Below are 21,429 nucleotides of genomic sequence, written 5' to 3' on the forward strand. Positions count from 1 at the left end.
AAAGAACGCGAGGAGGGAGAACGATGGCTGAAGCATTGGTGAAAAAGAAACTGATGTTAGAAGGTTTAGATTGTGCGAACTGTGCAATGAAAATTGAAAAAGGTGTTGGGAATATAGAAGGGGTAAATTCTTGTTCTGTAAACTTCGCAACAAAGACAATGATCTTAGAAACAGCACAAAATAAAGAAAACGAAGTTGTTACGGAAGCGAAACAACTCGTTACAAAATTAGAACCGCATATTAAAGTTCAAGAAGAACAAAAAAATAAAATTGCTAAAGAAGTATTTATATTAGAAGGTTTAGATTGCGCGAACTGTGCAATGAAAATTGAAAATAAAGTGAAGGAAATGCCAGCTGTCTCAGAAGCAACTGTTGATTTCGTATCGAAGAAATTACGAGTAGAAGTTGCGAATAAAAGAGAACTAGAAGCGACTGTAGCAAATATAACAAATGTCGTTCAAAAGTTAGAACCAGATGTGAAAGTTGTTCGTGAAGAGAAGAACGGTCATGACCACGGACATAGTCACGATCATGGTGAAGCGAATGTGAAAAAGATGGTAGGGAGATTAGTGGTCGGCGGAATTTTGACAGCAATTGCTGCATTAGCGGGCTTACCACAAATGGTAACAATTCCGTTATTTGTCCTTGCTTATTTATTAATAGGTGGAGATATCGTTTGGAGAGCGATAAGAAACATAACTCGTGGCCAAGTATTTGATGAAAACTTCTTAATGGCAATTGCAACTGTAGGAGCTTTTGCAATTCAACAATATTCTGAAGCTGTAGCAGTAATGCTATTTTACCAAGTAGGAGAACTATTCCAAAGTATTGCGGTAAACCGCTCCCGAAAATCAATTACTTCATTAATGGATATTCGTCCTGATTATGCGAATGTAAAGATCGGAAATGAAACGAAGCAAGTATCACCAGAAGATGTGAAAATTGGCGATTATATTATCGTTAAGCCAGGTGAGAAAGTGCCGTTAGACGGAAAAGTAATTGAAGGAACATCAATGGTAGATACTTCAGCATTAACAGGTGAATCTGTACCACGTGAAGTAGAAGTTGGAAATGATGTATTAAGTGGCTTTGTGAACCAAAATGGTGTGTTGACAATTGAAGTTACAAAAGAATTCGGTGAATCCACTGTATCGAAAATTTTAGATTTAGTTCAAAATGCAAGCAGTAAAAAAGCACCAACGGAAAACTTTATTACGAAGTTTGCACGTTACTACACTCCAGTTGTAGTTATTACAGCGGCGATCATGGCGTTTATTCCACCACTTATTTTAGAAGGAGCTACATTCTCTGAGTGGATTTATAGAGCTTTAGTGTTCTTAGTAATCTCTTGTCCATGTGCGTTAGTTGTATCCATTCCTCTTGGATTCTTTGGAGGTATCGGTGGTGCATCTAAAAGTGGTGTGTTAGTAAAAGGTAGTAACTATTTAGAAGCTTTAAATGATGTAAAATATATTGTTTTTGACAAAACAGGAACATTAACAAAAGGTGTTTTCAAAGTTACAAAAATGGAACCGAGCGAAGGTACTACAAGTGAAGAGTTATTAGAGTATGCGGCATTTGCTGAAGTATATTCTAACCATCCAATTGCCCAATCTATTCGAAAGGCATATGGAAAATCAATTGATGAAAAAATAATCGATGATTATAACGAAATTTCTGGTCACGGTACAGTCGTAAAAGTACAAGGAAAAGAAATTTTTGCAGGTAATGCAAAATTAATGAGAAAAGAAAATATTGAATTTAAGCAACCAGAAACAGTAGGTACATTAGTTCACGTTGCTGTAGATGGAAGATATGCAGGTTATATTGTTATCTCTGATGAGGTAAAAGAGGATTCGAAACAAGCGATTCAAAAGTTAAAAGAACTAGGTATTAAAAAGACAGTAATGTTAACTGGTGATGCAAAACCAGTTGGTGAAGCTGTCGGTAAAGAATTAGGCTTAGATGAAGTTCATGCGGAATTACTACCGCAACAAAAAGTAGAAGAGATTGAAAAAATTGATGCAGCGAAGCACGGAAAAGAAAAAATTGCCTTCGTTGGTGACGGTATTAACGATACACCAGTATTAGCCCGTGCAGACGTTGGTATTGCGATGGGTGGTTTAGGATCAGATGCAGCAATTGAAGCGGCAGACATTGTTATTATGACTGATGAGCCTTCAAAAATTGCGACAGCTGTAAAAATTGCAAAACGTACAAGAAGTATAGTGTGGCAAAATATCATCTTTGCTCTAGGTGTAAAAGGGATCGTTTTATTACTTGGTGCTTTTGGTATTGCAACAATGTGGGAAGCTGTTTTCTCAGATGTTGGTGTGACACTACTTGCAGTGTTAAATGCAATGCGTGTATTAAGAGTGAAAGATTTATAAAAAAGAGGACGCGACCCGCGTCCTTTTTTTATTGGTGATTTTGTTGAAATTGACTCAATAAAATAATACTAAATATTATTTTACTTTTAAATGGCGTAATATTAAAATTTACAAATAAAATACATTCGTCTTATTATTTTAATATATTTTTTACAAATATCCATATAGTATTGAAAAAACAGAGAAGGGGAAACTTCTCTGTTTACTTTTGTATGTTTTTTTCAACTTGTTCTCGAACTGTTTGAATGTAATTCATTTTATGATCCCAGCACTCTTGGCTTAAATCGACAGGGTATTCTTCAGGATTTAAAGTTCGCATATATTCTTCCCAAAATAGAGAGAGACTCTGTTCATTATATTTTTGAATATCTAATATACTTGGTAGTTCATATGTTCTTTCACCGTTAACGAAAATATCTTTATGCAGTTCACGGGCTTCAAAGTTTGTTACGAATTTACTTATATATGTGTGAACTGGATGGAACATTTTTAAGCGCTCTTCTTTTTCAGGTTCTTCAGAATCTAACGCAATATAATCGCCTTCTGCATGATCGTTTACCCGATTGATAATACGATAAATTCGTTTCAGTCCTGGAGTGGTAATTTTTTCAGGATTAGATGAAATTTTAATCGTATCATTTAATTTTCCGTCAGTATCTTCAATCGCAACTAGTTTGTAAACAGCCCCCAATGCAGGTTGCTCAAAGGACGTAATTAATTTTGTCCCAACGCCCCATACGTCAATTTTTGCTCCTTGAGATTTAAGGTGCATAATTGTGTATTCATCTAAATCGCTAGAAGCGATAATTTTTGTAGTTGTAAACCCTGCTTCATCTAATAGTTTTCGTGCCTTTTTCGATAAATAAGCCATATCACCACTATCAAGACGTATGCCATAGAAATCAATACGATCCCCAAATTCTTTTGCAACACGAATCGCATTTGGAACACCAGATTTCAATGTGTCATATGTATCAACGAGAAAGACGCACTTTTTATGAGTTTCAGCGTATTTTTTAAACGCGACGTATTCATCGCGATATGCTTGAACGAAAGAGTGAGCGTGTGTGCCAGCTACAGGAATCCCAAAGCGTTTCCCAGCACGAACGTTGCTTGTAGAGGAGAAACCACCAATAAAGGCAGCACGCGTCCCCCAAAGGGCAGCATCGAACTCATGGGCACGTCTTGTGCCGAACTCTAAAAGCTCATCATTACTTGCAGCATGTTTCATACGTGCTGCTTTTGTGGCAATTAATGTTTGGTAATTCACAATATTTAAGAGGGCAGTCTCAATAATTTGTGCTTCACCAAGTGGTGCATCAACACGTAATAAAGGCTCGTTATTAAATACAACTTCACCTTCTTGCATACTGCGAATCGTCCCAGTGAATTTCATATTTTGTAAATAATGAAGGAATTCTTCTTCAAATTGTAATGCTGCTAAATAAGCGATATCGCTTTCAGTAAAACTGAAATTTTCTATGTACTCTACAATTTTCTCAAGGCCAGCAAAAACAGCGTAGCCGTTCTCAAATGGAAGCTTTCGAAAATATAAATCAAAAACAGAACGGCGATTATGAATACCATCTTTCCAATATGTATAAGCCATGTTGATTTGATATAGGTCTGTATGTAAGGCATAACTATCGTCTTTATAATGAGTCATCGCGAGAACACCTCCATAATTTGGTTATAGTATACCAATTTTTCACCATTCGTAGCAAAGAAGAGATATTGATGTGAAGTCAAGAGAGAAAAAAATGAAATTATGCATATTTTTTAGAAAATTTATATTTATCAATTTATATTTCTCCAGATTTTATGTATTATTAGAGTAATGGGGGTAATGAGAATGGAGGAGGACAATGCAACAAACATTAGAAAAAATAGGCAAACAAGTCTTTTATAAACGGCTACAGCAAAAAATGACACAAGAAGAATTATGTCAGGGCATTTGTTCTGTCTCATACTTAAGTAAGATTGAAAATGGAAAGATTGAAGCATCAGAAGAAATTCTACAATTGCTCTGCACAAGACTAGAAATTGCTGTGACGGATTTGAGGGATGTAGAAGAAGATGTGAAGGGGAAGCTGGATGAATGGTTGAATGCACTAGTTCATTTGGACAAGCAACAAGTAGAACGTATATATGAAGAGTTGCAAGGTGAAATGAAGCATGTGTTGGATTTTGAAATTATAAATTATTATAAACTGCTGTATACACGTTATTTAATTATGAAAAGGGATTTTCCTGCTGTCGAAAAAGAGTTAGAGAGCTTAAAGAAGATGTACAAAAAGTATTCACCATTCCAAAAATTATTATATACGTATAGCAAAGGGTTATATTATTTTTTACAACATAGATATAAGAAGGCATTGGAGTATTTGACTCGAACAGAAGTAATGGCAAAGGAACAAGGTTATCATGAGAATGGAATATATTTCAATTTAGCTCTTGTTTATAATGAATTAGAAGTTGAACATATGACTTTACATTTTGCTAATGTAGCAATGGAAGGATTTAAGAATGAATATAAATTCCGTTATGTGATAAATTGCCAGTTACTTATTGCGTTGAGTTATATACAAAAAAAGCAATATAATGAAGCACTATCTATTTATAATAATATTTTGAGGGAAGCAAATTCTTTTGCTGATAAAGAAAGTATAACAGCTATTGCTTTAAATAATTTAGGCTTCTTGTACTATAACTTAAAAGATTATGCAAAAGCAAAAGATTATTATTTACAATGCCTAAAGTACAAAAAGGAAGAGGATTTAAATTATATTGATGCAGTGTATGAGATCGCTTTGCAGTGTATTGAATTAAAAGAATTTGAAGAAGCGAAAGATTGGATTAATAAAGGGATAGATGTTGCCAAGAGGGATGAAAAGTATAAAAGTATGCTATATATACTTTCAATGCTTAAGAATAAATACTTTGAAACGAAAGATGTTTATAAAAGATTTTTAGAAGTTGAGGCAATCCCATTTTTTAGAGGCGAAGAAAATAAAAAGGAATTAAAAATGGTGTATTTAGAACTAGCAGGATATCACGAGGAATTACTAGAATTTAAGGAAAGTAATAACTACTATAAATTAGCAATTAATTTATTAGAAGAAAAGGGAGGAAAATAATATGAAAAAAATAATTATTAGTGCTTTGGCTTTGGTAGCTGTATTAGTGGTATTGGAACCGCAATATGCTTGGACATCGGATATTTATGGTCAAGGAGAAAAAGTAGTAGAATTAATAAATTCTTAACAGAAACCCCTTTCCAACAGGAAAGGGGTTTTTCAATATTTGTTCCTCAAAATTCTACAAAACTTGAGAAAAAAATTATTTGAATTTTTAGTATATTAATAGTGGAAACATAATGCTAATATGAAACTACTCTTTTTCAAAAAAATTTTTTATTAGGGGGAAGGTTCATGAAAAAGAAAAGTTTAGCGTTAGTGTTAGCGACAGGAATGGCAGTTACAACGTTTGGAGGGACAGGCTCTGCATTTGCGGATTCTAAAAATGTGCTCTCTACGAAGAAGTACAATGAGACGGTGCAGTCACCTGAGTTTATTTCTGGTGATCTAACTGAAGCAACTGGCAAGAAAGCTGAATCTGTTGTGTTTGATTACTTAAACGCAGCAAAAGGTGATTACAAGCTAGGGGAAAAGAGTGCACAAGATTCTTTCAAAGTGAAACAAGTGAAGAAAGATGCTGTAACTGATTCAACAGTAGTACGTATGCAACAAGTTTACGAAGGAGTGCCTGTATGGGGTTCTACTCAAGTAGCTCACGTAAGTAAAGACGGTTCTTTAAAAGTATTGTCTGGAACAGTTGCACCTGATTTAGATAAAAAGGAAAAGTTGAAAAATAAAAATAAGATTGAAGGCGCAAAAGCAATTGAAATCGCGCAGCAAGATTTAGGGGTAACACCGAAATATGAAGTAGAACCAAAAGCGGACTTATATGTATATCAAAACGGTGAGGAAACAACATATGCATATGTTGTAAATCTAAACTTCTTAGATCCAAGCCCAGGAAACTACTACTATTTCATTGAGGCAGACAGCGGTAAAGTATTAAATAAGTTTAATACAATTGATCATGTGACGAATGATGATAAGTCACCAGTTAAGCAAGAGGCTCCTAAACAGGATGCGAAAGCTGTTGTAAAGCCTGTAACAGGAACGAATAAAGTAGGAACTGGTAAAGGTGTATTAGGAGATACGAAGTCGCTTAATACAACGTTATCTGGATCATCTTACTACTTACAAGATAATACACGCGGGGCAACGATTTTCACATATGATGCGAAAAACCGTTCAACATTACCAGGAACATTATGGGCAGATGCAGATAATGTTTTCAATGCAGCGTATGATGCAGCAGCAGTAGATGCTCATTACTATGCAGGTAAAACATATGATTACTATAAAGCTACGTTTAATAGAAATTCTATTAATGATGCAGGAGCGCCGTTAAAATCGACAGTTCATTACGGAAGTAATTATAACAATGCATTCTGGAACGGATCACAGATGGTATACGGAGATGGTGATGGTGTAACGTTTACTTCATTATCTGGTGGAATTGATGTAATTGGTCACGAGTTAACGCATGCTGTTACGGAAAATAGTTCAAATCTAATTTATCAAAATGAATCAGGGGCTTTAAATGAAGCGATTTCTGATATCTTTGGTACTTTAGTAGAATTCTATGATAACCGTAACCCGGATTGGGAGATTGGTGAAGATATTTACACACCTGGTAAAGCAGGAGACGCACTTCGCTCTATGAGTGATCCTACGAAGTATGGTGATCCAGACCATTATTCTAAGCGTTACACTGGTTCAAGTGATAACGGTGGTGTTCATACAAACAGCGGCATTATTAATAAACAAGCTTATTTATTAGCAAATGGTGGTACGCATTATGGTGTAACTGTAACTGGTATCGGTAAAGATAAATTAGGTGCGATTTACTACCGTGCAAATACACAGTATTTCACGCAATCTACTACATTTAGTCAAGCTCGTGCTGGTGCAGTACAAGCTGCTGCAGACTTATATGGTGCAAATTCTGCTGAAGTAGCAGCAGTTAAGCAATCATTTAGTGCTGTTGGTGTAAACTAAGGCTTTAAGGAAGAGCTAGTAATAAAATACCTCAAAAATAAAGAAGGAGCATAGGCTCCTTCTTTATTTTTTTCTCCATTTTTTCCACAAATAAAACAATCCAATAACGCCTGCGATTGTTACAACCCACTTCGCTTCATTTGTTCCGTTCATGACTTGGTATGCCGAATATACTTCAATCAATAAGGCCGGTATTTTACCTATTGTACTGGCAATACTGAAGGAGAGTAATGACATTTTCCCTAGAGCTGCAAATAAAGTCACGATACTTGATGGGATGAAAGGTATCAATCGAAACGATAGAACGAGTAGAAAGGCCTCTCTACCTTCTACATAAAGAAGACGCTCTACCTTTGGGTACTTATTTACTTTATCGTGAGTGAACTTTTGAAGGCCCAGGCGGTAAATATAAAACGAGATAATAGCCCCTAAGGCCTCACCTGCGATCGAAATGATTGTGCCATTTGTTACACCGAAGAGCTGTATATTAATGGCGGTTAAAAAGATGCTAGGAATAACACCTAAAAGACTAATGATGATGTTAATTAAGATACTAAGTGGAATTGCGATTGAATAGTATTCTGTTAAGAAATTTTGAATCGTTTCAGCCATTGTTTAAAATCCTTTATCTTTTTTTGCATTACACCATATTTCGATTGTATAGGCAAGGGAAAATTTACATAATGTAGAAAAACGTTGATAAGAAGGGGTATTTATACCTTATATGGGTATTAGGTATATAAAAATAGGGGTATTTTAAATCATTTAAAAAACAGTATAAAAACCTTTTGTGTAAAAGAGTTTATAATTATATTATTGGTGATTTTATTCGGGAAATAATTATAAAATATAGGGGGGTATATATTATAAAAGGCGGAAAATAGAGGGTTGATGAAATTGCGCGGGTAAATATGGAAAAATAGATGAAAAAAATGAAAACTGATAGATTTTTTCGTTGTGAAATTGACTTTTAGTGAAGTTGCGATAATAATCATGGAAGAGGTGATATGATGAAACGAATAAGCAGTCTTTTCTTCAGTAGTTTATTGGCATTAGTGCTAATCTTAAGTGGATGTGCAGGAAAAGAACAAAAAACAGAGAAACAGACAGGTAATCAAGCTACATCGGTAGAAAAAATTAGTGATAATATTTTAGATGAAATGGAAGGACCACCTAAAAATGGTCATACGATTGAAAGACATGTAGGCAAGTCAGAAGAGGATTTGAAGAATCGCTTGAAGACAGATAAAGTGTCAGCCGCAAGTACATACTATGATAAAGAAACAGCGACGAAAGCTGTAAAAGATAGCTTGAAGCAACATGACAAGGAAATTCAAGATTGGTTAAAAAATTCTAAAGAGGCTCGTCTCGTAATAAATACAACTCATTCATTCCCTGTTGGAAAGACGGTAATAAAGAAAAATATGAGTGTAAAAGACAAATTAGTAAAAACTGTTACTGTTTTAGCAAGAGATAAGTCAGGGGAATTAGGGTTTAAGATTATTACTTCTTATCCATCTGATAAATAAGAAGGGGGAGTACATTATGTATACGACATTACAATACTTTCTTAAATCGTACTGTACGTTAAGTATTCATGAGGATGAAATAGTAAGCGTGATGGAAGAGTTTATTGAACAAGAAGACGAAGAAATTGTTTTGAAATTACGTGATGAATTAATAAATATGAAGAAAAAGAACGCGTGGGAAGAGGCGTGTGTATTAGCTGCGAAGCAAGGAAACCGTATGTGGTCTTTAGAAGAAACGAAAGAGCATCTTGAAACTTTTTTACTATTACTGCAAAAGAAAAAGGCGTGATTTACTCACGCCTTTTTCTTTATGCTATTTGGTTGATATTATCTATTCTTTTGGAGCGCTTTTATATACACTTTTTGAAATTTGTCCATTTGATATTACTTCCCCGTTTTGTGTTACTTTTTTATACGTAACCGCTGTGATTTTATCACTAGTCCTACTAATTACTTGAGAAGAAACTTCAACATTTTTACCAGTATTTGTACCGAAAATGCGTGTAGTAATACTACCTCCATTTGAAAATGCTTGAATATAAATATGATTGCCTGTATTATTTTTAAATTTTAAATCTGGACCATAATCTGCTACTGCTGCATCTTGCCCAAGTGGTAAATAATTTACTGGCATAGAATGATTGCTTCGAGAAACAATTCCTAAATCAGCCCTTAAAGCTGCGCTGTATAAAGTACTACTGACTTGGCAAACTCCTCCGCCTGCACTTTGTATTACTTTACCTTGTGAATATACTGCTGCAGATTTGTAACCATGTGCAGCATCAGTTACGCCAACGCGGCCGTTAAAACTAAATGTTTCATCAGGTGCGACAATAACCCCACTTAAAGTATTAGCTGACTTATTTACGTTAAATGATTGATTTCCGTTACGGCCAGCCATTGGAGTAGAATATTCAGCAATGACTTCTTTAATACCCATTTTCTGTATATCTTCTGTAGAACGTTCTGGTTTTATGAATGTAACTGGTAATGTAACATCTGATTTACCAGTAGTAATAGCTTCGTTTGTTAAACTGTTTAGTTTTCCTTTATCAATTTTTTCTCCGTTTTGGCTTTGACTAACATTTACTGTTGAGCCTTCAATGCTTAATTCTGCATTAACAGGATTTTTTAATGTTTCATTATATTTATCTTTTATAAAGGTTTCATAAGCTGTTGCATTTAATTGTGGTGTTAATTTATAGTCACGTTTTAATTCACCGTTTTCAGCTTGCTTACGCATTTTGTAACGATTCATTACGTTTCCTTCTTGTTCTTTAAAGATTTTGTCAATAATATCTTTCTCTTTATAATTTACTCCTAAATCTTTCCATGTGTAAGTTTGTTTATCGTTTTGGAATATGTAGGTAAGGGATTTTTGATCTAATTCAGTTACCCTTTGATTAATAATTGCTTGAATATCTTTCTTATTTTTTCCATCGAGAGAAATACCTTCAAATGTAGTATTTGGTAATGCAGTAGTATCTAATTGATTATTTAATTTGGATACATATTGATATCCCCCAACACCGCCTACACAAAGTAATATGCCCCCAGCAATTGCAGAACCAATCAGTATTTTACTTAGCTTCATTTATTTCCCCCCAGAAATTTATGTATAAATATATGTATTACATTTTTTGTATAAAAATGATGAAAATAACATTATGTACGTACTAGTATACTATTATTTTCACTGTGTGTGTAATGTTTTCATAAAAAATGTTACATCGCTGTAATAATTGTCACTTCTTGTCACAATGTGTATGAAAAATATGTTGAAAAATATAATAAAAAGGCTGTCTAGAATGATCTAGCAGCCTTTTTATTATAATTTTTTATGTTCATTTTTATTCGTAACACCGAGATGTTTTTGAAGGGTAGTTGAAATAGTATCGACGCTTTTTTCATTTGGCACGTAATAATAAATACCACCTATATATTTATCTGTACCTTCTACTTGCATTTTTTCCATCTTTAAATTTGAATCCATTGAATTTTTTGTAATTGTCATCATATCATCAAAAGTTAAATTGGTTTTTAAGTCTTTATCGACAGCGTCTAGTAGGCCACCGATTTTATTAATGGAATTAAGAGATAGTGCCTTTTCAGCAATGGCCTCTAATACAAGCTGTTGTCGTTGGCCACGCATATAATCACTATCGATGTGACGAGTTCTAGCTAGTGCCAGTGCCTCTTCTCCATTTAAATGTTGACGTCCTTTTTTTAGATGAATTGCATCTGCTTCATCTTTACTATTTTGCTCTGTGAATTCAACTGGAACGTCCACAGTAATGCCACCAAGAGAATCAACAATTTTAATAAAGGATTTAAAATTGAATTTTACATAATAATCAACTGGAACATCTAAAAAGTTCTCTACCGTATCAATTGTGCTGTCTACACCACCGAATACGTGCGCATGTGTGATTTTATCGTATTTATCACGTGATTTAATGTAGACGCGTGAGTCACGTGGAATGCTTACAAGTTTAACGGATTTATCGTTTTTATTAATTGTTGCAAGTAATAACGCATCTGTTCGAGTTGCTTTTCCATAACCTTTTTCCCTAATATCACTTTCGTCAACACCCATAATTAGTACGGAAATATTGTCGGTCATAGGTTTAACAGCTTTTTCACGTTTACTGGACTTATCTCCTCGACCTAGTTCAGCATAAGCATTATTTAAGACGGACTTTGCTTTACTGTATATATGGAAGGAATAGCCTCCTGCTCCAAGTCCTACAATTAGTAATGGAATAAGAAGGAACCAAAGTAGGCGTTTTTTCTTTGAGCGTCCTTTTTTGGCTCGCGTATCTTTGTTCGTGTCGGATTTCATCATTTTTTCTCCTTTAAAACTATCAAAGTGTATACATTTAGAAGTGTATTCAAACACATAAAAAATATTTTACGCTAAATAAAAGCGATTGTACATGTATAAAAAATAGATGTCTTGATTATTTATCCCGTATTAACGGGTAGTAAAACTCCCACCTCAAAGTCCAGTGAATGCAATGAAGTTAGGTGGGAGATAACTGCCCGTAAATACCCGATTGGTGAAGGCTAATAATCAGAGTGGGGATAGCCCCACTCTGATTAAAGTTTCACTTTATAAGACATCTATTCGTTATTGTATACAAAAGATAGGGATAAGAAAATGATAAAATTTTACCTAATTACAACATAATGCTTACGATAATTGCAGATAAAATACTAACGAGAGTAGCTCCATATAGTAATTTAAGGCCAAACCTCGCAACAACGTTTCCTTGTTCTTCGTTTAGTCCTTTTACCGCACCTGAAATAATACCAATGGAAGAAAAATTGGCAAAAGATACAAGGAAAACAGAAATAATACCAACTGTACGGGGAGAAAGGCTATTAGAAATTTTACTAAGGTCCATCATTGCGACAAATTCATTCGTTACAAGCTTCGTTGCCATAATGCTGCCAGCTGCTACAATTTCAGAACTTGGTACACCGATAAGGAATGCGATAGGTGCAAATACGTAGCCAATTAATTGTTGGAACGTAATACCGAATATAATGAGGAACAGGTCATTAATACAACTAATTAAGGCAACAAATCCGATGAGCATAGCGCCGACAACAATGGCTACACGAAAACCATCAAGAATGTATTCTCCAAGCATTTCAAAAAAGCTTTGTTTTTCACCTTTGATTTCTAAAATATCTTCGTCATCTTTAACGTCGTAAGGGTTAATGATGAGTACGATAATAAAACCGCTAAATAAATTGAGAACGAGTGCAGTTACTACATACTTAGGTTCAATCATTGTCATATAGGCACCTACGATAGACATAGATACGGTTGACATAGCGGAGGCACAAAGTGTATAAAGACGGTGTTTTGGGATTTGAGCTAATTGCTTTTTCACTGTAATAAAAACTTCTGATTGGCCGACAATGGCAGAGGCGATAGCGTTGTAAGATTCTAATTTTCCAAGACCATTTATTTTACTAAGAAAGTACCCGATCCAACGAATGAAAAATGGTAGTATTTTGAAATGTTGTAATATACCAATTAAAACAGAAATAAAGACGATTGGTAATAATACAGTAAGGAAAAATGGCATTTCACCTTTATTTGCAAGACCACCAAATACGAAATTTATTCCATTAGCAGCATACTCGAGTAGCTTTGTAAACAAACTGGAAATGATTCTAATAAGTATGAGGCCGATTTCTGTATTTAATAGTAAATAGGTTAAAATTAACTGTATAATAAGCATGATAAAAATTGGTTTAAATTTAATATGCTTCTTATTATTGCTAGCAATATAAGCGAGCAAGAAAACAACAATTAATCCGACGAAAAAAGTAATGAATTTCATGGTAAGCCCCCTAAAAGAGATATTCTGCTATATATGTTTTTCATTTCAAGGGAGAATATGCATCTTTGGTAAAGAAAGGAATAGAGAGAGTATGAATATATGTAGAGTGCATCACGTTGCAATTATTTGTTCGAATTATGAGACGTCAAAGGATTTTTATACTAGAATATTAGGGTTTAAAGAAATGAATGAAGTATATAGAAAGGAACGAGATTCTTATAAATTAGATTTATGTGTAGGAGAAGAGTATCAAATCGAATTATTTTCATTTCCAAATCCGCCTGAGCGCAAAAGTTTTCCAGAAGCAGCCGGTCTTAGACATTTAGCATTTGCTGTTACAAATATAGAAGAAGCTGTGAAGCATTTAAATCAATGTGGTGTTGAGACCGAACCGATCCGTATTGATGAAATAACGGGGAAGAAATTCGTCTTTTTCCAAGACCCTGATGGTTTACCTTTAGAATTGTATGAGGTTTGAAAATTGGTGGATTTTATATAGAGTTGCTTTCCAATAATTGAAGAAACTAAAGTGAAACTTCTTTTTAAAAGGAGGTGTAACTTTAGCTAAGAAAGCTAAAGAGCATATGTGGATATTTTAAAATTATTGATGGTAGTCATTCTTATTGGGTTAACAGCATTTTTTGTGGCTGTTGAATTTGCAATTATTAAGGTACGTAGCAGTCGTATTGATCAACTCGTTAGCGAAAAAAGACGAGGTGCACTGGCCGCTAAAAAGGTAACTACAAATTTAGATGAATATTTATCGGCCTGTCAGCTAGGTATTACAATTACTGCTTTAGGGCTCGGGTGGTTAGGGGAACCAACCATTAAACATTTACTCGAGCCGTTGTTTTTAAAATTGCAATTCTCACCTACAATTTCCAGTACAGTTTCATTTATTATTGCCTTTGCAGTAATTACATTTTTACATGTTGTCATTGGGGAACTTGCTCCAAAGACATTTGCTATACAAAAAGCAGAACAAGTTAGCTTATTGTTATCTAAACCACTTATTTATTTTTACCGAGTTATGTATCCGTTTATTTGGGCTTTGAATGGTTCAGCGAGGGTTGTAACTGGTTTATTCGGATTACATCCAGCTTCTGAACATGAAGTAGCTCATTCAGAAGAAGAATTAAGGTTAATCTTATCTGAGAGCTATGAGAGCGGAGAGATTAACCAAAGGGAATTTAAATATGTAAATAATATTTTTGAATTTGATAATAGAGTAGCAAAAGAAATTATGGTACCTCGTACGGAAGTTGTAGGCTTATATGAGGACGAACCATTTGAAACACATATTAAAGTAATCGCGCAAGAAAAGTACACGAGATATCCTGTATTTGGTGAAGATAAAGATGAAATTATTGGGATGGTTAATGTAAAAGATTTATTTATTCGTTATATGGATGGTAGTCGGGACGAGGAGTGCTCGATTATGTCATATACAAGGCCCGTTATTGAAGTGCTAGAAAATATTCCAATTCATGATTTACTATTACAAATGCAAAGAAAACACATTCCATTAGCTGTATTGTATGATGAATATGGTGGTACAGCAGGGATTGTTACACTAGAAGATATTTTAGAAGAAATTGTTGGAGAAATTCGAGATGAATACGATGAAGATGAGAATCCACCTATAGAGCATGTAAGTGAAGGTTATAAAATCGTAGAGGGAAAAGTGCTTATTAGTGAAGTAAATGATTTGCTTGGCATACATTTAATTGCTGATGATGTAGATACAATTGGTGGCTGGATTATGGTACAAAAACAAATCGTTGCTGAAGGAGATGTTATTGAGAAATACGGTTTTTATTTTAAAGTCCTTGAAAAGGATATGCATCAAATTAAACGAGTGGAAATAAGGAAAGTAGAAGAATGATTTTCTATAAACTTTAATAAAAAGGATATGCAGAAAAATAAATGTTTGCGCTTTCAAAAAAGGTACTATATAGTGAAGGTGGATACTGAAAAATTCTTCTGAATGATACTCGTGTTTTTCGAGGGCGGATTTTTTGGATAAGGATTTAGAATGAAAAAGTATAGGTGATAAAAATGATAGCAACGAAGGATATACGTATAGAAAAAGATTTTTTAGGTGAAAAAGAAGTACCAAGTGCAGCTTATTATGGTGTACAAACATTACGTGCCGTAGAAAACTTCCCAATTACAGGATATCGCATTCATCCATCACTCATTACAGCAATGGCAATTGTGAAAAAAGCGGCGGCGCTTGCGAATATAGATACTGGTTACTTAGCTAAAGACATTGGACATGAAATTGCAGAAGCAGCGCAAGAAATTGTTGATGGAAAGTTTCATGATCAATTTATCGTAGACCCTATTCAAGGCGGAGCCGGAACTTCTATTAATATGAATACAAATGAAGTAATTGCGAATAGAGCGTTAGAACGTATGGGATATGAAAAAGGGGCGTATGCGAAAATTAGCCCAAACACTCATGTGAACATGGCCCAATCAACGAACGATGCGTTTCCGACAGGAATTCATATTGCAACTCTTATGATGTTAGAAAAGCTTCTTATTACAATGGAAGAACTTCATTCTGCTTTTCGTAAAAAAGCAAAAGAGTTTGATCACGTTATTAAAATGGGACGCACACATTTACAAGATGCAGTTCCAATTCGCCTTGGACAAGAATTTGAAGCGTATAGCCGAGTGCTTGCGCGTGATATAAAAAGAATTAAACAGTCTCGTCAACATTTATATGAAGTGAATATGGGGGCGACAGCTGTTGGTACAGGATTAAATGCAAATCCTACGTATATTGAACAGGTGGTAAAACATTTAAGAACGTTTAGTGGGTTCCCACTTGTTGGTGCAGAGCATTTAGTTGATGCAACGCAAAATACAGATGCATACACAGAAGTATCTGCAGCACTTAAAGTATGTATGATGAACATGTCTAAAATTGCAAACGATCTTCGTATTATGGCGTCTGGGCCACGTGTTGGGTTGGCTGAAATTCAATTGCCAGCACGTCAGCCGGGTTCATCGATTATGCCAGGTAAAGTAAATCCAGTTATGGCAGAAGTGATTAACCAAGTCGCATTCCAAGTAATCGGAAACGATCATACAATTTGCTTAGCATCAGAAGCAGGACAATTAGAGTTAAACGTAATGGAGCCTGTGCTTGTATTTAATTTAATTCAATCTATAAGTATTATGAATAATGGATTCCGTGTATTCCGTGAATATTGTATTGAAGGAATTACAGCAAATGAAGAATTGCTGAAGCAATATGTTGAGAAAAGTGTTGGAATTATTACAGCAGTTAATCCTCATATTGGTTATGAAGCAGCATCTCGTATTGCACGTGAAGCGATTGAAACAGGAAAATCTGTTAGGGAGTTATGTTTAGAGCATGGTGTACTGACAGAAGAGGAATTGGATATTATTTTAGATCCATTCGAAATGACTCACCCTGAAATTGCTGGAGCTTCTTTATTAAAAAATAAAAAAATGTAATGTGAAAAACACCGATCCATTTGGATCGGTGTTTTATTTTTAAAAGATATTAAATACAGCGTTTAATTGAAGTAAGCTAATAACAGCTAAGAAGATTAAACTGTATTTCATTGCTGTTTTAAATAGAGCAGATTCTTTACCAACTAGTCCAACTGCGGCACAAGCAACTGCTACAGATTGTGGTGAAACCATTTTTGCCATTGTACCACCTACTACGTTTAAGGCAACGAGTGTAGAAGGGACGATGTTTAACTGGTCTGCTGTTACTGCTTGAAGTGGTGCGAATAAAGAACCACTTGAAACTACTGAACCTGTAATGAATACGCCAATCCATCCTAAGATTGGAGAAAGAATTGGGAATGCATTACCAGTAGAAGAGAATGCAAGTCCAAGTGTAGATGACATACCAGAGTAGTTCTCTACGTAAGCTAATGCGATAACGCTACAAATTGTATATACTGGGGCTTTTAATTCTTTCATTGTTTCAATCATTAATTCTTTAACCATTTTACCTTTTACGCGGTAAACGATAAGTGAAACGATAATTGCTAGTACAATCGCAGTAGTTGTAGAAGAGAATACATCAAATTTGAAAACAGCTGCGAAAGGTGTATCAGCTTTTGTAATTGGTGTAGTTTTCATAACAGCATTATGAAGACCAGGGAACTGAATGTTAAATACTAAGTTTGCTAACGCACCATCTGGAGCAAATAAAGCTTTAATCGGTTTTAAGTTAAAGATTGTTACAAATGCAGTTAAGAATACGAATGGAGACCAAGCATATAAAATTTGATTGAATGTATGTGATACTTTAGTTTCTTGTTTTTCTTCTTTAGTAGAAGATTTTGGTTGCCAAACACGTAAGAATAATGCAAGAGCAATCATACTTACAACGGCTGCAAAAATATTAGTAAGTTCTGCGCCTAAGAAGTAAGTTACAGCGAATTGAGTAATAGCGAAAGAAACACCACTTACAAGAATACCTTGCCAAGTTTCTTTAATACCTTTAATTCCATCGACCATTGAAACAAGTAAGAAAGGTAAGATAACACTAATGAAAGGTAAAATAAGAACAGTTTGACGACCAATAGTTAATGCGTCAAGTTGAGTTAATTGTGCTGGTACTGTAACTGGAATACCCATAGCACCCATAGCACCACCAGCAATATTAGCTACTAAACAAATACCTGCTGCTTTTAATGGATTAAAGCCCATACCTACAAGTAGTGCAGCTGTAATAGCAACTGGAACCCCTAGACCAGCTGCGCCTTCTAAGAAAGCACCGAAAGAATAAGCGATTAATAATACTTGTAAACGTTGATCATTTGTAATGCTTGAAATACTATCGCGAATAATATTGAATTGCTCTGTTTTAACAGTTAATTTGTAAAGGAAAATTGCGGCGATAACGATAGTACAAATTGGATAAAATCCAGATAAAACACCGAATCCGGCAGATGCTACAGCTACTGTTGCTGGCATTTTATAAACAAATATTGCAAGGATAATAGCGACAATCACACTATAAAGACCAGCCATGTAACTTTTCATTTTGAATCCCATTAAACAAATGATGAAACAAAAGATTGGAAGTGCTGCGATTAGTGCAGATAACCAAATATTGTTTAACGGGTCATAAATTTGTGTCCAAGTACTCATAATAATGACAACTCCTATCTATTATATGTGAAGAAATTCACATTATTTGTGAAACAATTCACAATCAACTTACATGCTTAGTATATTCTCCTTCAACACTATTGTCAACGTAAAAAAGTATAATTATTCCATAATAGTGTTAAAAGAAAAGCTTTGTTCATAAAGTAGACAAAAAACACACTCAAATGAATTTAAGTGCGCTGTATAAACTATGTGCATATTATTTTGCTTATTCAGATGGCATGTTCCTTATAGGTGTATATTAGATGAAGTCTTTTATATTAAGTATAAAGTTTGATATATGCAATTATCTGTCCTGTTTGATCTAGTGGGGGGAACGGTGAGTGGATTTAATAGGAAGTTTTGCACAACAATCCAACCGCTTGCAATACGAATAAAAAATAAGAAACAAATTTTTAATATCACATCATCTCTTTTTACTGAAAATTCCTTTTAGCGTAACAAAGAGGTTAATTATAGTTCAACTACATTACGATAGGTTATCAATTATAGACGGTATTTTACAATACCGTTACTGTGCATTTCAATGAGGTGAAAATATAACAAAAAGCCTGATAAAACAACGTTTGCAAGCAAAGTATTCGTAGGCCATTATTTTGCTTTTTCGTTATATCATATAGTATAATATTCAAAATCAGCAAGGATTTTTTCCTGAATTTTTGCTGATAAAGATGGAAAAAATTTTCGGCTTTATAGGTTGATAAAGTTATGTCGTAACAGGAAATATAAGAACAGATATATAAATAAATAAAAAGAACATAAAAACGCAAATAAAAACGAAAATGAGGGGAACTTTATGAGCCAAAATCAATTCGAATGTCGTATTTCAGAAGAAGATGTACAAATGTTAAGAGCGTTAGCTCACCCACTTCGTCTACGTCTAGTAATGGAACTTATGCAAAGAGGAACATGTAATGTAACACAGCTACAGGAAGTATTAGAAATTCCACAATCAACTGTTTCACAACATTTAACGAAGTTAAAGCAAAATAAAGTAGTACGCTTTGAAAGACGAGGATTAGAAGTGTATTATCAAATCCATAATGATAAAGTAAGTGCGGTAGTAAAAACATTATTTTCTTAAAATTTGAATATTATGGAAAAAGACGTGTAGAATATACGTCTTTTTTTATTTGTCAGAAAGGTAGCGAGAGAGTAAATATTAGCATGTTAGGAAGAAATGACTATCAATCAACATGCTGCCTGACGGAATATATTCTAAAAGGAAAAGAAAAAATAAAAAGGAGTGTAGTAAGCAAAAGGAGGGATAGTAGTATGGATGTGAAACGTGTGAAACAAATCTTATCTTCTTCAAGTAGAATTGACGTTACATATGAGGGCGTACCAGTATGGATTGAGAGCTGTGATGAGCAGAAGGGGAGTGCTCAAGTGTATGATGTATCTAATCCTGGTGAGAGCGTTCATGTGGACGTGACAGCTTTAGAGGAGAAGTAATAAAAAAGACGCTTCTAATTTTAGAAGCGTCTTTTTGTTATTCCATCATATGTGCAATTTTCTTAGAGAACATAAGAAGTACTAATCCCAGTACAATTACGATAATACCGATGCTTGCGAATACTTCTAAATATCCTAAAGATTGAGTGAAAGCGGCTAATTGTCCTGCTAATAAGTTTGCGAAGCCAGTACCAGCTAACCATACACCCATTAATAATGATGCTAATTTAACAGGAGCAATTGCACTTACCATAGATAATCCGATTGGTGATAAGAATAACTCACCGATTGTGTGAAACATGTAAGTGAATACAATGAATAGTAAGTTTGCTTTCATTGTAATGTTACCTTCATCGCTACCAGTTTTTAAAACAGCTAAAGTTAGAACTAAATATCCAATCCCTAGTAAAATCATGCCTAATGCCATTTTTGTTGGGATTTTCAAATCGCCATTTTTTGTTTTTGAAAGCTTAATCCATAACGCAGAAACAGGTAATGCTAGTAAGATAATGAATAGTGGGTTTACAGATTGGAACCAAGGTGTTGGAATTGTAAATCCACCAATTGTACGATCTACGAACTTATCTGTGTAAAGTGTTAAAGAACTACCAGCTTGCTCAAATCCTGCCCAGAAGAATACTACGAAACAAGTTAAAATTAAAATTGCAGCAGTACGTTTTTTCTCTTGTGTTGTTAAAGGTTTTTTCTCAATTGCTTTTGCATTTTTTTCTTTAGATTGTTTACCTACAACAGTTGTTCCGATAGACCCTAAGTAACGAGGTGCTAAGAAATTAAAGGCAAGCTGCCCAATAATCATACCGATACAAGCTGTTAAGAAACCGTATCTATAATCTGCGAAGTAACCGCAAATGAATGGAGCGATAAGAGCTCCTAAGTTAATCCCCATGTAGAAGATAGTGAAGGCACTATCACGACGAGAATCGTTGTCGCTATATAATTGACCTAATAAAGTCGAAATATTTGGTTTGAAGAATCCGTTACCAATAACTAATAATCCTAATCCTAAGAAAAGTCCAGTTTTTGTGTTCATTGAGAATAATACAAAGTTACCAATTGCCATGATGATACCACCAATAGTAATGGCATGTCGCTTCGTAATGAAATGGTCAGTTAACCAACCACCAATAATAGGTGTGAAGTATACTAACATTGTGAAAATACCGTAAATTTGAACTGCAACTGCTTTATCAAATCCTAAACCGCCGCTTACTAAGCTCGTTGTTAAATAAAGAACTAATAAGCCACGCATTCCGTAATAACTAAATCTTTCCCATGCTTCTGTAAAGAACAACAAGTATAACCCTGGTGGATGTTTTTTTGGTGATTGTTGCTCTCCAGCTTTGTCTAATTTTAAAGCTGCATCCATTTTTGT

18 protein-coding genes are annotated in these 21,429 nt (G+C 34.5%); 11 read left to right on the plus strand and 7 right to left on the minus strand.

Annotated elements, in window-relative coordinates; translation table 11 throughout:
- Positions 1-23: 23 nt before the first annotated feature.
- The gene (locus NST27_RS03015) at positions 24-2,390 is read left to right on the plus strand and encodes a heavy metal translocating P-type ATPase (RefSeq protein WP_000796558.1); all 2,367 of its coding nucleotides are present in this window, start codon (positions 24-26) and stop codon (positions 2,388-2,390) included.
- A gap of 202 nt (positions 2,391-2,592) precedes the next feature.
- On the opposite strand, the gene NST27_RS03020 is transcribed toward NST27_RS03015, so the two are convergent.
- On the minus strand, positions 2,593-4,056 hold the full coding sequence (locus tag NST27_RS03020; RefSeq protein WP_047385601.1) for a nicotinate phosphoribosyltransferase: 1,464 nt from the start codon (positions 4,054-4,056) through the stop codon (positions 2,593-2,595).
- A 199-nt stretch (positions 4,057-4,255) separates the two neighbouring features.
- Between NST27_RS03020 and NST27_RS03025 the strand changes: the two genes are divergently transcribed.
- From NST27_RS03025 to NST27_RS03035, 3 genes are all read left to right on the plus strand, one after another.
- Complete coding sequence (locus tag NST27_RS03025; protein WP_001187959.1) at positions 4,256-5,527, plus strand: helix-turn-helix domain-containing protein; 1,272 nt, start codon at positions 4,256-4,258, stop codon at positions 5,525-5,527.
- A gap of 1 nt (position 5,528) precedes the next feature.
- Positions 5,529-5,654: an NprX family peptide pheromone gene (locus NST27_RS03030; RefSeq protein WP_141526350.1), complete on the plus strand. Its 126-nt coding sequence runs from the start codon at positions 5,529-5,531 to the stop codon at positions 5,652-5,654.
- 167 nt (positions 5,655-5,821) lie between these two features.
- The gene (locus NST27_RS03035; RefSeq protein WP_000730369.1) at positions 5,822-7,522 is read left to right on the plus strand and encodes a M4 family metallopeptidase; all 1,701 of its coding nucleotides are present in this window, start codon (positions 5,822-5,824) and stop codon (positions 7,520-7,522) included.
- 63 nt (positions 7,523-7,585) lie between these two features.
- On the opposite strand, the gene NST27_RS03040 is transcribed toward NST27_RS03035, so the two are convergent.
- Positions 7,586-8,134: a TVP38/TMEM64 family protein gene (locus NST27_RS03040; RefSeq protein WP_000852232.1), complete on the minus strand. Its 549-nt coding sequence runs from the start codon at positions 8,132-8,134 to the stop codon at positions 7,586-7,588.
- A gap of 398 nt (positions 8,135-8,532) precedes the next feature.
- On the opposite strand from NST27_RS03040, the gene NST27_RS03045 reads away from it, so the two are divergent.
- On the plus strand, positions 8,533-9,051 hold the full coding sequence (locus NST27_RS03045) for an RNase A-like domain-containing lipoprotein (RefSeq protein WP_000822699.1): 519 nt from the start codon (positions 8,533-8,535) through the stop codon (positions 9,049-9,051).
- A 16-nt stretch (positions 9,052-9,067) separates the two neighbouring features.
- Complete coding sequence (locus tag NST27_RS03050) at positions 9,068-9,340, plus strand: hypothetical protein (RefSeq protein WP_000288804.1); 273 nt, start codon at positions 9,068-9,070, stop codon at positions 9,338-9,340.
- Positions 9,341-9,382: 42 nt separating this feature from the next.
- Here NST27_RS03050 and NST27_RS03055 read toward each other — a convergent pair whose 3' ends face one another.
- The 3 genes from NST27_RS03055 to NST27_RS03065 all read right to left on the minus strand — a co-directional run bounded on the left by NST27_RS03055 (position 9,383) and on the right by NST27_RS03065 (position 13,409).
- Positions 9,383-10,645 (minus strand): VanW family protein, encoded by a 1,263-nt coding sequence (locus NST27_RS03055; protein WP_000777362.1) that lies wholly within the window; start codon positions 10,643-10,645, stop codon positions 9,383-9,385.
- 234 nt (positions 10,646-10,879) lie between these two features.
- Positions 10,880-11,896 carry an LCP family protein gene (locus NST27_RS03060; protein WP_002098837.1) on the minus strand — a complete coding sequence of 339 codons (1,017 nt, stop codon included), beginning with the start codon at positions 11,894-11,896 and terminating at the stop codon, positions 10,880-10,882.
- Positions 11,897-12,230: 334 nt separating this feature from the next.
- Entirely contained in the window at positions 12,231-13,409 is a 1,179-nt protein-coding gene (locus tag NST27_RS03065; protein ID WP_000668870.1) for a NupC/NupG family nucleoside CNT transporter, read from the minus strand.
- Between the two features lie 91 nt (positions 13,410-13,500).
- On the opposite strand from NST27_RS03065, the gene gloA2 reads away from it, so the two are divergent.
- From gloA2 to aspA, 3 genes are all read left to right on the plus strand, one after another.
- Positions 13,501-13,887 carry an SMU1112c/YaeR family gloxylase I-like metalloprotein gene (gene gloA2 / locus NST27_RS03070; protein WP_001017679.1) on the plus strand — a complete coding sequence of 129 codons (387 nt, stop codon included), beginning with the start codon at positions 13,501-13,503 and terminating at the stop codon, positions 13,885-13,887.
- Between the two features lie 108 nt (positions 13,888-13,995).
- On the plus strand, positions 13,996-15,294 hold the full coding sequence (locus NST27_RS03075; RefSeq protein ID WP_047385604.1) for a hemolysin family protein: 1,299 nt from the start codon (positions 13,996-13,998) through the stop codon (positions 15,292-15,294).
- 173 nt (positions 15,295-15,467) lie between these two features.
- Entirely contained in the window at positions 15,468-16,901 is a 1,434-nt protein-coding gene (gene aspA, locus NST27_RS03080; RefSeq protein ID WP_000562130.1) for an aspartate ammonia-lyase, read from the plus strand.
- A gap of 39 nt (positions 16,902-16,940) precedes the next feature.
- On the opposite strand, the gene NST27_RS03085 is transcribed toward aspA, so the two are convergent.
- Positions 16,941-18,560, minus strand: a complete 1,620-nt coding sequence (locus NST27_RS03085; protein ID WP_030023043.1) for an L-lactate permease — start codon at positions 18,558-18,560, stop codon at positions 16,941-16,943.
- 817 nt (positions 18,561-19,377) lie between these two features.
- Between NST27_RS03085 and NST27_RS03090 the strand changes: the two genes are divergently transcribed.
- Positions 19,378-19,665, plus strand: a complete 288-nt coding sequence (locus NST27_RS03090) for an ArsR/SmtB family transcription factor (protein ID WP_000081428.1) — start codon at positions 19,378-19,380, stop codon at positions 19,663-19,665.
- 191 nt (positions 19,666-19,856) lie between these two features.
- Positions 19,857-20,036, plus strand: a complete 180-nt coding sequence (locus NST27_RS03095) for an acid-soluble spore protein H (protein ID WP_000382679.1) — start codon at positions 19,857-19,859, stop codon at positions 20,034-20,036.
- Between the two features lie 37 nt (positions 20,037-20,073).
- Here the strand turns inward: NST27_RS03095 and NST27_RS03100 are convergent, their stop codons facing one another.
- The gene (locus NST27_RS03100; protein WP_044584126.1) at positions 20,074-21,423 is read right to left on the minus strand and encodes a peptide MFS transporter; all 1,350 of its coding nucleotides are present in this window, start codon (positions 21,421-21,423) and stop codon (positions 20,074-20,076) included.
- Between the last annotated feature and the right edge of the window lie 6 nt (positions 21,424-21,429).

Source organism: Bacillus sp. FSL W8-0770 (genome assembly GCF_038008705.1).
GTDB lineage: Bacteria > Bacillota > Bacilli > Bacillales > Bacillaceae_G > Bacillus_A > Bacillus_A cereus.